Origin of the sequence: Pseudoalteromonas sp. SWN166 (assembly GCF_015864485.1) — a bacterium.
GTDB lineage: Bacteria > Pseudomonadota > Gammaproteobacteria > Enterobacterales > Alteromonadaceae > Pseudoalteromonas.
On sequence record NZ_JADYXB010000005.1, the window covers coordinates 107,123 to 123,517 of the forward strand.

Annotated in this window: 14 protein-coding genes; 4 read left to right on the forward strand and 10 right to left on the reverse strand. The window is 39.6% G+C overall.

The genetic code is table 11. The annotated features are described in order from the left end of the window. Window positions 1-38 precede the first annotated feature (38 nt). Both infC and thrS read right to left on the reverse strand, forming a co-directional pair. Window positions 39-599, reverse strand: coding sequence for a translation initiation factor IF-3 (gene infC, locus I6F49_RS04705; RefSeq protein ID WP_007375325.1), 561 nt, complete (start codon window positions 597-599; stop codon window positions 39-41). Between the two features lie 59 nt (window positions 600-658). After that, on the reverse strand, window positions 659-2,569 hold the full coding sequence (gene thrS / locus I6F49_RS04710) for a threonine--tRNA ligase (protein ID WP_166419058.1): 1,911 nt from the start codon (window positions 2,567-2,569) through the stop codon (window positions 659-661). Window positions 2,570-2,924: 355 nt separating this feature from the next. On the opposite strand from thrS, the gene I6F49_RS04715 reads away from it, so the two are divergent. Together I6F49_RS04715 and I6F49_RS04720 are read left to right on the forward strand one after the other, a co-directional pair. Further along, on the forward strand, window positions 2,925-3,371 hold the full coding sequence (locus I6F49_RS04715) for a DUF3010 family protein (RefSeq protein WP_007582681.1): 447 nt from the start codon (window positions 2,925-2,927) through the stop codon (window positions 3,369-3,371). Between the two features lie 651 nt (window positions 3,372-4,022). Then, window positions 4,023-5,756 carry an AMP-binding protein gene (locus I6F49_RS04720; protein ID WP_197178753.1) on the forward strand — a complete coding sequence of 578 codons (1,734 nt, stop codon included), beginning with the start codon at window positions 4,023-4,025 and terminating at the stop codon, window positions 5,754-5,756. A gap of 99 nt (window positions 5,757-5,855) precedes the next feature. On the opposite strand, the gene hflX is transcribed toward I6F49_RS04720, so the two are convergent. The 7 genes from hflX to I6F49_RS04755 all read right to left on the reverse strand — a co-directional run bounded on the left by hflX (window position 5,856) and on the right by I6F49_RS04755 (window position 13,862). Next, window positions 5,856-7,208, reverse strand: coding sequence for a GTPase HflX (gene hflX, locus I6F49_RS04725; protein WP_166419060.1), 1,353 nt, complete (start codon window positions 7,206-7,208; stop codon window positions 5,856-5,858). Between the two features lie 175 nt (window positions 7,209-7,383). Further along, on the reverse strand, window positions 7,384-8,736 hold the full coding sequence (gene gdhA / locus I6F49_RS04730) for an NADP-specific glutamate dehydrogenase (protein ID WP_197178754.1): 1,353 nt from the start codon (window positions 8,734-8,736) through the stop codon (window positions 7,384-7,386). 372 nt (window positions 8,737-9,108) lie between these two features. Next, the gene (locus I6F49_RS04735; RefSeq protein ID WP_002960721.1) at window positions 9,109-9,582 is read right to left on the reverse strand and encodes a DUF1456 family protein; all 474 of its coding nucleotides are present in this window, start codon (window positions 9,580-9,582) and stop codon (window positions 9,109-9,111) included. Window positions 9,583-9,699: 117 nt separating this feature from the next. Beyond that, window positions 9,700-10,944: a lipoprotein-releasing ABC transporter permease subunit gene (locus I6F49_RS04740; RefSeq protein ID WP_197178762.1), complete on the reverse strand. Its 1,245-nt coding sequence runs from the start codon at window positions 10,942-10,944 to the stop codon at window positions 9,700-9,702. Next, window positions 10,934-11,632 (reverse strand): lipoprotein-releasing ABC transporter ATP-binding protein LolD, encoded by a 699-nt coding sequence (gene lolD, locus I6F49_RS04745; protein WP_197178764.1) that lies wholly within the window; start codon window positions 11,630-11,632, stop codon window positions 10,934-10,936. Before lolD ends, I6F49_RS04740 begins: the two co-directional genes overlap by 11 nt. Then, on the reverse strand, window positions 11,625-12,842 hold the full coding sequence (locus I6F49_RS04750) for a lipoprotein-releasing ABC transporter permease subunit (RefSeq protein ID WP_197178770.1): 1,218 nt from the start codon (window positions 12,840-12,842) through the stop codon (window positions 11,625-11,627). The genes lolD and I6F49_RS04750 overlap by 8 nt, the downstream gene beginning before the upstream one ends. A gap of 147 nt (window positions 12,843-12,989) precedes the next feature. Then, window positions 12,990-13,862 carry a LysR family transcriptional regulator gene (locus I6F49_RS04755; protein ID WP_197178835.1) on the reverse strand — a complete coding sequence of 291 codons (873 nt, stop codon included), beginning with the start codon at window positions 13,860-13,862 and terminating at the stop codon, window positions 12,990-12,992. 129 nt (window positions 13,863-13,991) lie between these two features. Between I6F49_RS04755 and I6F49_RS04760 the strand changes: the two genes are divergently transcribed. After that, window positions 13,992-15,113: an S-(hydroxymethyl)glutathione dehydrogenase/class III alcohol dehydrogenase gene (locus I6F49_RS04760; RefSeq protein ID WP_197178772.1), complete on the forward strand. Its 1,122-nt coding sequence runs from the start codon at window positions 13,992-13,994 to the stop codon at window positions 15,111-15,113. Between the two features lie 67 nt (window positions 15,114-15,180). Further along, entirely contained in the window at window positions 15,181-16,023 is an 843-nt protein-coding gene (gene fghA / locus I6F49_RS04765; protein WP_197178774.1) for an S-formylglutathione hydrolase, read from the forward strand. Here fghA and I6F49_RS04770 read toward each other — a convergent pair. Continuing rightward, window positions 15,977-16,351: a hypothetical protein gene (locus I6F49_RS04770; protein WP_197139555.1), complete on the reverse strand. Its 375-nt coding sequence runs from the start codon at window positions 16,349-16,351 to the stop codon at window positions 15,977-15,979. The genes fghA and I6F49_RS04770 overlap by 47 nt on opposite strands. Window positions 16,352-16,395 lie beyond the last annotated feature (44 nt).

Sequence of the window (16,395 nt, forward strand, 5' to 3'; positions counted from 1 at the left end):
GACCTGAGCTAATTTCGGTGCGTATTATCGCTTAAAAATTATTTTTTAGCAACAGGCGCCATCATCATAACCATTTGGCGACCTTCAACACGATTTGGGAAAGACTCAACTACTGCAAGTTCTTCTAAATCGGTTTTGATACGGTTTAATAATTCTATACCAATTTCTTGGTGAGCCATTTCACGACCACGGAAGCGGATAGTAATCTTAGCTTTATCGCCAGCTTCTAAGAACTTACGTAAGTTGCGAAGCTTAACCTGATAATCACCTTCATCCGTACCAGGACGGAATTTGATTTCTTTTATCTGGATCTGCTTTTGCTTCTTCTTCTGCTCTTTTAGTTCTTTGCTTTTTTCAAAGATGAACTTACCGTAATCCATGATTCTACAAACAGGCGGCTCAGCGTTTGGACTGATCTCAACAAGATCAACACCCGCTGCATCGGCCATAGTTTGCGCGTCTTGTAATGACTGAATTCCAGCTTGTTCGCCTTCAATGTCAATTAAACGAACTTCTTGCGCTGTAATTTCTTCGTTAATACGATTTTTTTGAGCTGTTTGTTGCCCTTTCTTGCCGCCTCTAATAGTACGTTCCTCCAAGAATATCAATAATATAAGCGTGTAATTGGCTGTTTGTTAATGCCTTACACGCTCGATTTTTACTGTCGATTTTTAATTTCTTCGCTAATTTTAGCTACAAAATCATCGACATTAAATTTGCCTAGGTCTTCACCTGTGCGAGTACGCACTGCTACTTCTTGTTGTTCAACTTCTTTATCGCCAACAACAAGCAAGTATGGAATACGCTTAAGTGTATGCTCACGGATTTTAAAGCCAATCTTCTCATTTCTCAAGTCAGCAGCGGCTCTAATTCCAAGTTTATTTAATTTTTGTACAACTTCTTTAACATAAGGAGCCTGTTTATCGGTAATATTCATGATTACCGCTTGCTTTGGCGCAAGCCAAGTCGGGAATAAACCAGCGTACTCTTCTGTTAAAATACCAATAAAGCGTTCAATAGAACCTAAAATGGCACGATGTATCATTACAGGTGTACGACGTTCGTTATTTTCTGCTACATAGGTAGCGCCTAAACGACCCGGTAATGCAAAGTCTAATTGCACTGTACCACACTGCCACGCTCTGTCTAAACAATCGTACAAAGTAAATTCAATTTTCGGACCGTAAAATGCGCCTTCGCCCGGAAGATAATCAAATTCAATATCATTTAGCTTAAGTGCTTCGGCTAAAGCAAGCTCTGCTTTATCCCACATATGGTCTTCACCAATGCGTTGTTCTGGACGAGTTGAAAGCTTAACTACAATCTTCTCAAACCCGAATGTCTCATATGTATCATAAACCATCTTAATACACGCTGAAACTTCGTCCATTATCTGCTCTTCGGTACAGAAAATGTGAGCGTCATCTTGTGTGAAGCCACGTACACGCATTAAGCCGTGTAATGCGCCTGATGGCTCATTACGGTGACAACAGCCAAATTCAGCCATACGAAGTGGTAAATCACGGTACGATTTTAAACCTTGGTTAAAGATTTGCACGTGTCCTGGGCAGTTCATTGGTTTGATTGCGTATTCACGCTTTTCAGACTCAGTGGTAAACATTGCTTCTGAATACTTTTCCCAGTGACCTGATTTTTCCCAAAGTGAACGGTCCATCATCATAGGACCTTTTACTTCTTCGTACTCATATTCGCGTAATTTTTCACGTACAAATTCTTCAAGCTCGCGGTAAATGCTCCAACCATCGTTGTGCCAAAATACCATGCCTGGCGCTTCTTCTTGCCAATGCCATAAATCAAGCGCTTTACCAATACGACGGTGATCGCGTTTTTCAGCTTCTTCAAGGCGTTTTAAATACGCTTTAAGTTGCTTTTTATCGCCCCACGCTGTGCCGTAAATACGTTGTAGCATTTTGTTGTCTGAATCACCACGCCAATATGCACCTGCCACTTTCATTATTTTGAAGTTTTGGCAAAATTTCATGTTAGGAACGTGAGGTCCACGACACATGTCTACATATTCTTCGTGATGATATAACCCTGGACGGTCATCTTTAGCAATGTTTTCGTCCAAAATTTCTATTTTGTATGTTTCGCCACGCGCTTCAAATGTATCGCGTGCTTCTTGCCAGCTTACTGTTTTTTTCACTACGTCGTAGTTTGTTTTAGCTAGTTGCAACATACGCTTTTCAATTGCTTCAAGATCATCTTGTGATAATGAATGTTCCATATCGATATCGTAGTAAAAACCGTTATCAATAGTAGGACCAATTGCCATTTTTGCGTCTGGGAAAAGTTGCTTAACTGCATGACCAATTAAGTGAGCACAAGAGTGACGAATAATTTCAAGGCCGTCATCGTCTTTTGCGGTGATGATCTCAAGGCGAGAATCTTCACAAATTTTATCACATGCATCAACACGGTCGCCATTAACACGACCGGCAATGGTCGCTTTAGCTAAACCAGGACCAATATCGTTTGCAACATCAAGCGTGCTTACAGGGTTTTCAAAACTACGTTGACTTCCGTCTGGAAGAGTAATAACTGGCATTATAAATCCTTACTACAGTGGTGACACCTACAATGTATCACGTGTATTTTTATTAAATTAAATGAGAATGGCTCGACAACGCTTTTACGAATAAGCATTGACTAATTAATGTAGATGACGAGTCTATTCAACTACAAGCATATATTGTCGCGTGCTGTGCATTTAATTACAAGTTTAAAGGGGTGAAATCCACCCATTTTGAGCACAAAATGTAGCTTTTAGTGCAAAAAAAATCATTTAATTAAAATATAAAAGCATCAACGCGCTAATTACGCGCCTACAGCTATACCTGTACTCGCATTTTAATGTACGTTGCGTATAATACTGCGTAATTAAGTAATTTTAGAGAATAGACATGAGAACATGTGGTGTAGAAATTACCGGTAGTGATGTACTACTTTGTATTTTAAGTAAAGATAATGACGTATTTGATATTCGCGATGTGCGCCAAACACGCTTTACCTTAGGTAACGGTAACGACACTGAAGTAATGCGTAAATTTCAATTTGATTTTGCAAAACTAATGCAAGACTACCAAATTGATTCTGTTGCAATTCGTGAGCGTCAGCCAAAAGGTAAATTTGCTGGCAGCGCAAAAGGATTCAAAATGGAAACCGCGATTCAATTAATCGACAATTTAGATGTACGTTTATTTACCACAACAGAAATTAAAGAACAGGTAAAGCGTAATCCTATTCCTATTGATTTTGAAGAAACGGGTCTTAAAAAGTACCAAGAAAATGCATTTGTAAATGCCTACGTTTATATAATGAAAAAAACATACCGCAGCGACGAAATGTAAACTCATTGCTCGTTTAAAAACGCGTACTTACTTTGTAAGACGCGTTTTTTTGTATCTAAAAAACATGATTAGATTTTATAAAGGTACTCATACCAACCTGCTTATATACGGGGTCTATTTAACGTTAAGAAAATTACGCTAGAACTAGGCAAAAATTTTTGTATCTAGGGCGTGTTGATCTTTGTGGATTGAAATTTGTTCAATCTAGGGGCGATTTAATCGCGGCGCGAGGTTTGTAACCTAGTGGGCTAAGTAAAAACCGAGCAACAAAGAGTTAATCGTCCCTAGAAAGAACCCAAAGGACAGAGCATGTTTGGCATTTATGCTGCGTTATCGCCTNACAGAGCATGTTTGGCATTTATGCTGCGTTATCGCCTATTTATGGGGAATAACCACACTGCATAGGCTCTGCCTTGCCTAAATACCAAACAATCTGCTGTAAAATCAATCACGAACGGTCAACACGCTCTAGTTGTTCTAAATAAAAAATTTTTAACGACGTTATAGTGCAATTTAATTCGTTAAATTGATCAAAGATTTATGCAGGTTGGTATAATACATTAGTCTAACCACTCTTCTCTTTGTCGACAATATGTGTTTATTTTAACTTTGTAGTTTACATAACTCACACACATTTTCATGGAGAGAGCAATGCACACACACACTATTGCGGTAAAAGAAGTAGAACAAATAAATCACTTACCGTTATCGCAAAGCTATTTTAAAGGTATACAAAGCACACCTTTAACAAATTCAACCATTGGCGAGTACTTTGACTTTATTGTCGACAAAAACCCAGAGGCTTTAGCCGTTGTCGTTCATCATCAAGATATTCGTTTAACATATAAAGAGTTTCAAAAAGAAGTTAATCAACTTGCTATGGGCTTACTGGCCCTTGGTGTAAAACCAGGAGAGCGCGTTGGTATTTGGTCTCCCAATAATATTGAATGGTGCTTAACCCAGTTTGCAACAGCTAAAATTGGCGCAATAATGGTGTGTATTAACCCTGCATATCGCCCTAACGAATTACAATACGCTTTAAATAGTGTTGAATGTTCAACTTTAATCACAGCATCAAACTTCAAAGGGAGTGATTATTTAGAAATGCTTAATAGTTTGGCTCCAGAACTTGCAAGTTGCGATAAAAACAAACTTAATTTAAAAGCACTGCCTACTCTTAAAAATATAATTCGTATCGGTGATGAAGAATCTCCTGGTATGCATGCGTTTAATGATGTTATTAACTTGCCAACATCGGCACATGAGCTTGAATTAAAAGCAATAGGTGCAAACTTAAATGCAGAGCAAGATATTAATATCCAATTTACATCAGGCACAACAGGCAACCCAAAAGGCGCAACGCTTACACATAAAAACATTTTAAATAATGCGTTATTTGTTGCTGAGTCTATGCACTTTACAAGCGATGATAAATTATGCATTCCGATCCCGCTGTATCATTGCTTTGCTATGGTACTAGGTAGCTTATTATGTGTTAGTAAAGGTGCTGCAGCCATTTACCCAGGTGATTCGTTTGATGCAAAAACTACCCTTGATGTCGTGCAACAAGAAGGCTGTACAGCGCTGCATGGTGTACCTACTATGTTTATTAGTGAGCTTGAACTAAGTAACTTTAACGATTACGACCTAAGTACTTTGCGCACAGGTGTAATGGCCGGTTCAACGTGCCCTGAGCAAGTAATGCGAAAAGTGCAAACACAAATGAACATGCATCAAGTGCTCATTGCTTACGGGCAAACTGAGTGCAGCCCCATAAACAACATTACCGAAACAGATTCATCAATAGAACGTCAAGTAACGACCGTTGGCCGTGCGCTTGCGCATACCGAGGTTAAAATTATTGACGAATTGGGTAACATTCAACAAATTGGTCAACCTGGAGAGGTGTGTAGTAAAGGTGCAGGTATAATGCGCTGCTATTGGAATGACGAATCTAAAACAAAAGCCACAATAGATGACAGCGGTTGGCTGCACTCTGGCGATTTAGGTGTAATGGATACTGAAGGGTTTGTCACCATAGTCGGCCGTATTAAGGATATGATTATTCGCGGCGGCGAAAACATTTACCCGCGCGAAATAGAAGAAGTGCTTTACACCTACCCGGGTATTCAAGATGCTGCCATATTTGGTATAACAGATGAAAGGTATGCCGAGGAAGTGTGCGCTTGGATCCAACCAAAAGAAGATGCAGTGCTTGATGAGCAAGCAATTCGTGAGTTTTTAAAAGACAAACTAGCCTACTTTAAAATGCCACGACATATCCGCTTTGTAGAAAACTACCCAATGACAGTAACAGGTAAACTGCAAAAATTTAAAATGCGAGAGCAAATGCAAGAAGAGCTAAGCGACAAAGCCTTCTCCTAATTTTTTCTCTACAAAAGCCTGAGCTCTGAATAATAAATCTACCTCAGCAACGATTAAAAAGCACAGCCAATTGGCTGTGCTTTTTGTGTGCTGGACTTATTATAAATCTAACATTCTCTTTTTTAAACGTTCTAAATCAATCGCACTTGAGCGTACTGTTAATTTAATATGGCTATATTCATACTCTTCTTTAACCACACTCATACTTGATCGAATTTCGCCTACTATACCTTTAGCGGTGTACGGTATAATAACGTCTTCTTCAATCATGTCCTCTTGAGCAATATCAACAATATATTTATGCAGTTTACTAATGTCGTCAGGGTTACGAGTAGAGGTCATCATCGCATCAGGAAATTCTTCCATCAGCGATTGCTGTTGCTCAGTACTTAATTGGTCTGATTTATTCAGCACTAATAATTTTTTGCTGCCTTCAACACCGACTTCTGCCAATACTTTATGTACTACTTCAAGTTGCGAGCGAAAAGAAGGGTCTGACGCATCAACAACATACAAAAGTAGCGACGCATCATGTGCTTCAGCGAGCGTTGAGTGAAACGAAGCAACCAAATCGTGAGGTAACTTTTTAATAAAACCAACTGTATCCGATACGAGTATACGAGGCTGCGTAATGGGATATAACGCACGAACTGTAGTATCTAGCGTAGCAAAAAGCTTATTTTCGCCCTCTACATCACTGCCAGTAATAGCACGCATCATTGATGACTTACCGGCATTGGTATAACCAATTAAAGCCACTGAAAATAGCTCAGAGCGCTGCGTTCGTCTGTCCATCATTACATCTTGAACACTAACAAGTTCGCGCTTTAATTCTGCTAGCTGGTCACGTACTTTACGGCGATTTAGCTCAAGTGTGGTTTCACCCGCACCTTTACCCATTTGGCGTTCTTTATCACCGGTTGATGTTTCACGAAGTCGAGGCGCTACATAATTAAGACGAGCAATTTCAACTTGTAATTTTGCAGTTTTAGTTCGCGCATGGCGGCTAAATATTTCAATAATTATGCCGGTACGGTCAAATACTTCTACACCTAACTGGTTCTCAACATTACGTAGTTGAGAAGGCGTTAAATCGCAGTCAAAAACTACAACATCGGCACAAGCAAAATCTAAATCGTCTGATGGGATTTCTGACGGCATGTCGGATAATGGATCGTCATCAAGAACATTTTCATCCTCTTGCTCTTCTGCAGCAGACCCTTTATTACCAGTAAGGTGCGCTATTTCTGCTAGTTTGCCTGAGCCAAGTACATTAACCTTTTGGGTAGAACTTTGCTTTTGCGATTGAGTACCTACTACTTTAAACCCTAAAGTAGTCACCAAGCGCGCAAGTTCTGCAAGCGACTCTGTAGCTTCGTCTCCTTTAAACTGTGGTGTGCTAATAGAAATAAGTAAGGCGTTTGGAAGTGATGCTTTTGCAGTTGTTTGCATAAATTTTTGTGTTAATGCACTAAGGTGCAAACCTATTTTTCATTCGAAAGTAAGTTGATCCTACGCTGTTATAGCTCAGCTTTATAGAGTTATAATTAACTAATCACATTTATAACTAAATCTAGCCACAATTAGGTATAAATTTATGGCTAGATTTGGCATTTAATCGTGTTTTTTATACTACGCCTTGCTCAATCATTGCATCGGCGACGCGCCTAAAGCCTGCAATATTAGCACCTAATAAAAGGTTTCCTGGCTTACCAAACTCTATTGCGGTGTCGTTGGCTGTCACAAATATATTTTTCATAATTTGCTTTAGCTTTTCGTCAACCTCTTCAAAGGTCCAGCTTTGCATACTCGCATTTTGTGCCATTTCTAATTGGCTTGTTGCAACGCCGCCAGCATTTGCGGCTTTACCTGGCCCATACGCAATTTTTGCAGCAATAAAGCTCTCAATAGCCTCTTTTGTAGAAGGCATATTTGCGCCTTCACTTACTAATAAGCAGCCGCCGGTTAATAATGCGTTTGCATCGCCCTGTGTTAATTCATTTTGTGTGGCGCATGGAAAAGCAGCGTCTGCGTTAAATCGCCAAACAGCATGCCCATCTTTAGGGTAGTCATTTACAGCAATATAAATAGCATCGGGGTGAGTTTGTTTGTATGCACTTAAACAATCACGCGATTGCTCTTTTAAACACTTAATAAGGTCTAAATCTATACCCGACTCATGATACACAGTGCCACGAGAGTCGCTGCAACTTACTGGTGTTGCCCCCATTTGATAAAGTTTTTCCATAGCATAAATAGCAACATTACCTGCGCCTGAGACTAAACAGCGCTTACCTTGTAGGCTATCGCCGCGTGCTTGTAGCATGTAGTCAGCAAAATAAACGGCGCCATAACCCGTTGCTTCTTTGCGTACTAGCGATCCGCCCCATAACAAGCTTTTGCCTGTTAATACACCTTCATAGCGACCAGTTAAACGTTTATATTGACCAAACAAGTAACCTATTTCTCTCGCGCCTACACCTATATCTCCAGCGGGTACATCGGTTGTAGGGCCAATATGGCGATAGAGCTCGCTCATAAATGATTGACAAAAACGCATTATTTCAGCGTCCGATCGACCTTTTGGATCAAAGTTTGCCCCACCCTTACCGCCACCGATTGGTAAACCCGTTAAAGCGTTTTTAAATATTTGCTCAAAACCTAAAAATTTAATGATGCTGGCGTTTACACTGGGGTGAAAACGTAAACCACCTTTGTAGGGGCCAAGTGCAGAATTAAACTCAATTCTGTAGCCTTTGTTCACCTGAATATTACCTTCGTCATCAACCCAAGGAACTCTAAACATAATTTGACGTTCAGGCTCAACTAAGCGTTGAATAATGGCATTTTTTTTGTATTTTTCTGAGTTTTCTAAGATAGGTTCGAGTGATTCAAGTACTTCTTCAACAGCTTGATAAAACTCGCATTGTGCAGGACTACTATTTTTTAATTGTGCAATTGTGCTATGGATATAATTCATAATTATTCTTCCGCGTTAATAATAAAAGTATTTATCAAATGTTAAAATAAACGTGATCAAGTTTATGATTCATGCTTTAAAGTCTTAATTTAATATGATTAACTGCTACCTTAGCATGGAAAGTTAAGATATTTAACGTGCAGCACTTGAATTATTTTTAATTGGAAGTTTGATTTTTATTTATTAAAGATGAATTTAAATTCACAGTTACACGTAAAGATTTGTGCAAGGCTAAACTGTAATGTTTTTAAAAGGGAATTTTAGAAGTGTTAGGTTAGGTGTGGGTTTGTTTAAAAATATAACAATTAATGGGCTTTATACTGCATTGCGCTCGCAAAACCCATTAACTAAAAGCTGATTAGCTAAAACCAGTTACTCAGCAGATTCTTCTGGACGGTGCTGCTTTTGAACACCAGTTAAAAACAAGCGTAGTATTTGATCGTTACAAACACGGTAATGTTTGTTGTCTACTTTACGAGAAAATGCACTTAACTCATGTTTGCTTAAGTCAAAATCAACAAGTGCCAGTGTTGCAATAACATCTTCTGCTTTCATGTTTAAAGCAATACGCAGCTTCATGAAGATAATATTGTTATTTAGCTTTTTCTCAGGCTCTGGTTGCTCACCTTCGCGTTTGCCACGTTGGGTGTTAATAAACCCATTTAAAAAGCTAGCAAACTCAGTATCACTTATTGGGGTAAAAGCCTCTTCACCTTCTTTAGTTAACCATGCAATTACTTGCTCTTTGGTAACAGTATGCTCTGCTGATGCAAAAACATTGACCATAGCAGTATCAGTTAAGTTAAAAGTGTAGCGAATGCGGCGTAAAATATCGTTATTAGTCAAAGTAAATCCCAAAGTGAGGTATAGCAACCAAGCAGTTATTGCTTAATTTTAAATAAGCACCTAGTTTAACAGGTTTACTAATACCACCCTATTAATTTTTATTTAAGCTTCTTATACCTAGTTACCTAGCACCTTGGCAGGATCTACGCGCGTTGCTTGCCATGCAGGATAAATAGTGGCAAGTATCGCTAGCACAAACGTAACAATCACTGTAATACCAATGTCTTCAAGTGCTAATTTACTTGGTAAAAACTCTATAAAATAAACACCTTCAAGCGGGTTAGCACCAAATAATTGGCTTATCCAGGTAAATAGCTCGCTTATGTTAAGCGCCAATACCACTCCAATTAATGTCCCGAGCGCGACTCCTACAAATGCTTGCATTAAGCCCTGCATTACAAAGGTGGCTAAAATAGTACTGTCTTTTGCGCCCATGGTTTTTAAAATAGCAATATTGCCTTGTTTTTCGCGCACTTCCATCACCAAAGACGACACAATATTAAAACTAGCTACCGCAATAATTAAAAACACCACAATATAAACAATGGTACGTACCATTTGAATATCTTGATACAGGCTGCCTTGCGTTCTAAACCAGCTAGAAATATACACATAGTCATCAATAGTTTGGCCCACTTTTAGCGCTATTTGATGCGCCGAAAACACATCATCAACGCTTAATCGTAGCCCTGTTACTTGAGTATCGTCGTAACCTAATGCTTGCTGCGCCTTGTTAAGGTGGATAAACGCAGCGGTACTATCAATTGGGCCGCCCATTTCTATAACGCCCGCAAGGTTAAGTGTTACGCGTTTAGGTGCTAATAATGACTTACCTTTTTGGCTTATTTGGGGAATTAGCAACGTAATATTATCGCCGACTTTGGCATCTAACTGTTTTACTATTTGCTTGCCTAAAATAACGTCATCAAGGCCTAACTGGCTCACTAATTTACCGCTGGTAAACTGGTTTACCGCCGATACATTACTCTCGAGCGATGGCTCTACACCACGAATTTCAACCGCTTTTAACTGGCTTTTATATTGCGCCATACCATTGACAGCAATAAATGGCGCAGCCCCTGTTACATGCGGTTGTGTTTGTAAATCCTTAACTTTTTGCGACCAATTTGCAATAGGCCTACTTGGTGCTACATATTCAACCTGCGGTACCACGCTTAGCAAACGGTGTACTAGTTGCTGCTCAAATCCATTAATTACCGACAGCGCCACTATTAAAACCGCAACCCCTAATAAAATACCAATGGTTGACGCTTTAGCGATAAAACTAACAAAGCCGTTTTTTTCGTCTTTATGGCCTGAGTAAGCTCTAAAGCGTTTACTTAAAAATGCACTAAGCAACATGCTGCGACTCTTTAATGGCTAGTTTTCCATCATCTAAATACGCTATTTTACCCAGCTTATCGGCAAGTTCTAAGTCGTGTGTAACCACTACAAAACTGGTGTTTAAACTTTGGTTTAGCTCGTTAATTAGATCGTAAATTTTAATCGCATTTTGTTTATCTAAATTACCGGTTGGCTCATCAGCAAGCACAAGCGCAGGTTTAGTAACCAGTGCACGGGCTATTGCCACGCGTTGGCGCTCTCCACCAGAAAGTGCAGACGGTTTATGTGAGCTGCGATGTGCAAGGCCTACTTTTTCGAGCATATCGAGGGCTTGTACTTTAGCCTCTTTTGCACTTAAGCCTTTAATTAATAATGGCATAGCTACGTTTTCTACCGCGCTAAACTCCATTAATAAATGATGAAATTGATAGATAAACCCTAAGTTTTGGTTTCTAAATGCGGCTTGCTCTGTTCGCGAAAGCTTGGCAACTTCTTGGTTTTTTATTTTAGCGCTACCCGAACTTGCGGTATCTAATGTACCAAGTATATGTAAAAGCGTACTTTTACCAGAGCCTGAGCTACCCACAATCGCGAGCATTTCGCCTTGCTGCAAAGCTAAATCAACGCCTTTTAATACTTCGACTTGGTTGTTGCCGTCTTGATAAATTTTACTTAAATTTTCACAACTAATAACTAAATCATTCATAACGTAATACCTCTGCTGGTTTTACTTTTGCGGCTTTACGCGCAGGATATAAGGTAGCTAAAAAGCTCATAGTAATACTGGCAAACGCTATTATTACTAAACTCAAAATATCAAATTTTACCGGAAGCTCTATACCTGCAAGTAAGTTTAAACCTACTAATGCAAGTAACTCATTTATATACAAACTAAATATAACACCTAAAAACGCACCTATTGCAGTACCTATTACGCCGTTATATAAGCCTTGCACCATAAATACCTTTTGAACTTGGGAAGGTGTTAAACCTAGCGTTTGAAGTATGGCCACTTCACCTTGTTTTTCACTCACCATCATGGTTAATGCCGATACAATATTAAACACCGCCACCAATACAATAAGCGCAAGCAACATCGACATAATGCGCTTTTCCATAGCAACGGCTGCAAATAAAGTCCCTTGAGTACTGCGCCAATCACTATAATTATGATCATTTAAAATAAGCTGGCTGGCTTCAATAAATTCATCTAGCTCGAACGGTTCGTGCAACGAGATACTTAAATTAGGGGCGGTATTTTTATCAAGCTTAAGCACGCGTTGCAGCGAAGCGCCACTGGTAAACGCAAGTGCCATATCGATTTCAGAGCCGGTTTCGTATATTGCGGCAACTTTAAATAAACGCTGGCTAGGTACTCGCCCAAGAGGTGTATATGTTGAAGCATTAGGCATAATAACGCGCAGCTTATCACCCACGCTAACGCCTAATTTACGGCTCAAATAACGGCTTATTGCAATACTGTAGTTTTTGTTAAGTACAGTTTTCCAATCGCCTTGCACTATTTTGTCGGTTATTTTATATAAAGACCCGTTATCGTCATAAAGGCCCTGCAATAAAACACCGTGTAAATCTTTATTAGTTTGTAAAATAGCTTCGCCGTGGCGATATAAGCTTACATGGTCAACATAGGGAGATTGTTCGAGGTCGGTTTTTAGGGTATTCATTTGTGCAGCAGTATGTGCTTCCGCTTTTATTTCAACATGAGGAATAAGCCCTAACATGTTCGTTTTTAAGCTATTTTCAAAGCCATTCATTACACTGCTGACCGTAAATAAAGCCATTAAACCAATAGCAATACCGGCGATAGAAAAAAACGATATAAACGATATAAACGCATTTCCCTTAGAGGAGCGACTATATCTAAGCCCTATAAATAAGCTAACCGGTTGAAACATATTATTTTTAACACTTATCCTAAAAGTATTGAGCAATAGTAGCACGAAAAAAGTGCCTTTGGGTATGACGTAAAATGTAAGAAATAATTTAAAAATCTGATACTTGGCTATATTTAAAGCAATATGTATTTAACCATTAACTCGCGGTTAAGCTTTAAGTCCTGCGACTAAATAATCGAGTAATACGCGTACATTAGTGGCCACAAACTGCCTTGGTGGATACACGCCCCATACGCCCTCTTGCTGTGGTTGATAAGCCGTTAGAATAGGAACTAATTCGCCAGAAGAAATTTCGTTGCCAATGTAGTAGTCGGGTAACTGTACAATACCCAACCCTTTTTTTGCACCATCTACCAGTGCCCAACCGCTATTACACTGCAAGCGGCCCGCAATTTTAATGTGCTTATCACGATTGTTTTCGTTTACGCGCCAATAACTACTATTACCAACTAAGCATTGATGATTATTTAATTCACCTAAAGTATGAGGCTCGCCAAAACGCCTTAAATATTCAGGCGCAGCACACATAATAAAGCGCCTTGCACTTAACCTGCGAGCTTTTAAGCTTGAATCTTTTAGATGCCCTAACCTTATTGCTAAATCAAAGCCGCCTTCTAGCAAGTTTTCTTGCTCGTTACTTAATGTGGCAACAACTTCTACCTCAGGATGGTCATACATAAAGTTATTCACTAAAGGCATTATGAACGTTTCCCCGTACATAACCGGAGCCGTGAGTTTAATTTTACCCTTTGGTGTAGTTTGGTGCGTGGCAAGACCTTGCGTTGCTTCATCCATTGCATACTGTAAGTGCTTTATTTGATGTAAATACGCTTCACCCTCTTTAGTCAAAACGACTTTACGGGTTGTACGGGTTAAAAGTTGAGTATTTAAACGTTGCTCAAGCGCTGTTACATGTCGGCTAATATGCGCAACCGACAGCCCAAGCGTTTTAGCCGCTGCGGTAAAACTGCCCTCTTCACCTACCGCTATAAACTCATCTATCCCATCCCAACGCGCCATTATTACCATACTGTAAAAGTGTTTTAATAAATCAGAGATTATCATTGTTTGAGAAACAAATACAATAGCCACATTGCCCAAGCAAATTGGGTCTACAATTATTATCTAACCACTACAAAGGATAAACACATGTCTGAATTTATTAAATCAAAAGCTGCCATTGCTTGGGGTCCTAATCAACCACTTAGTGTTGAAGAAGTTGATGTGATGATGCCTAAAAAAGGCGAAGTAATGGTAAAAATTACCGCTACTGGTGTATGTCATACCGATGCATTTACATTATCGGGCCAAGATCCTGAGGGCATATTTCCTGCTATTTTAGGCCATGAAGGCGCAGGCGTTGTATACGCAATTGGCGAAGGCGTAACCAGTGTTGAAGTTGGGGATCATGTTATTCCTCTATACACGGCTGAATGTGGCGTGTGTAAAATGTGTACTTCAGGTAAAACTAACCTATGTTCTGCTGTGCGCGAAACACAAGGTAAAGGCCTTATGCCAGACGGCACAACACGCTTTTTTAAAAACGGCCAACCTATATACCACTACATGGGTTGCTCAACGTTTTCTGAGTACACAGTACTTCCAGAAATTTCATTAGCCAAAGTAAATAAAGAAGCCTCTTTAGAAGAGATTTGTTTACTAGGTTGTGGTGTTACAACAGGCATGGGTGCAGTAACAAACACTGCAAACGTAAAACCTGGCGACACAGTAGCAATTTTTGGTCTTGGTGGTATTGGTTTATCAGCCATTATTGGCGCAAAAATGGCAGGTGCGGGTCGTATTATTGGTGTTGATATAAACACCACTAAATTCGATTTAGCAACAAAACTTGGTGCAACTGATTTAATTAATCCAAAAGATTTTGATAGGCCAATTCAAGAAGTTATTGTTGAAATGACCGACGGTGGTGTTGACTACTCGTTTGAATGTATTGGTAATGTTGATGTAATGCGCTCTGCGCTTGAGTGTTGTCATAAAGGTTGGGGTGAGTCGGTAATTATTGGCGTAGCCGGTGCTGGCCAGGAAATATCAACCCGTCCGTTCCAACTGGTAACTGGGCGTGTATGGCGTGGTAGCGCATTTGGTGGCGTTAAAGGTCGCTCGCAACTACCTGAAATAGTAGAACGTTATATGGCTGGCGAATTTGCTCTTAACGACTTTATTACCCATACAATGGGCCTTGAAGATATTAACGAAGCATTTGATTTAATGCACGAAGGTAAAAGCATTCGTACGGTAATTCATTACTAATATTTGCTTAAATACGTTTAATAATAAGCCGTAATACTTTTAAGTTTACGGCTTTTAAGGATTAAGTATGTTAGAAAATATCTCAAGTGTAAAAGTGTCTGGCGGTTGGCATAAACAATATACTCACGCTGCAACAAGTACACATTGCACTATGCGCTTTGCCGTATTTTTACCGCCTGGTGCAAGTGAGGCAAACAAAGTACCTGTGCTTTATTGGTTATCAGGTTTAACCTGTACTGACGAAAACTTTATGCAAAAAGCAGGCGCGTTTAAAAAAGCAGCAGAGCTGGGTATTGCAATTGTAGCGCCTGATACCAGCCCGCGCGGCGAAGATGTACCCAATGAAGACGCTTACGATTTTGCACAAGGTGCTGGCTTTTACGTGAATGCAACGCAAGCTCCTTACAACACCCATTTTAATATGTACGATTATGTTGTTAGTGAGTTACCGGCTCTTATTGAACAACACTTTCCCGTCACAAGCACAAAGGCAATTAGTGGTCACTCCATGGGCGGGCACGGTGCATTAATGGTCGCGCTTAAAAACCCTAAAGCATACGTTAGTGCATCTGCGTTTAGCCCTATCGTTAACCCAATAAACTGTCCGTGGGGCGAAAAAGCATTTACAGGGTATTTGGGCAGTGATAAATCGCTTTGGGCACAGTACGACACGTGCGAGCTGATGAAAAAAGCCAAACAAACTGATTACTTACCGATGCTGACTACTCAAGGCGATGCTGATGGTTTTTTAGAGGAGCAACTTAAACCACAAAACTTAGTGGCTGTTGCTAACGAAAAGAGCTACCCGCTAACACTGGAGATGCAAGAAGGTTACGATCATAGTTACTTTTTTATAAGTAGTTTTATTGACCAACACTTATTATTTCATCATCAGTTTTTAACTGCTTAGACTCATTAGTGTGTAGAGATGACTTTTCTACTTCTACACACTCTTTTAGACTTTTAGTGACCTGCCTACATACTTGCGTTGTAGTGCTTTCCCCCTTCACTAGGCTAACAAGAGCCGAATCTATCTTTAATCCCATATCAGTAAAGTTAAATCCGTTTTTATCTGTAGGCACAGGTTCGAGTGGATTTTTATAAGGCTCTGAACGAGCAGGACTATTATTATATTTATTATCACGTGCATTTGACTGTGCTTGGCCGTCAATAATAGCGCCGGCAACTGTGCAGCCACTTAGGTAAATAACACATAAAAATAAAGTTAGCGTTCTCATGATTCATCCTGTTCAAAAACATTACCTAAATTATATACAACTTT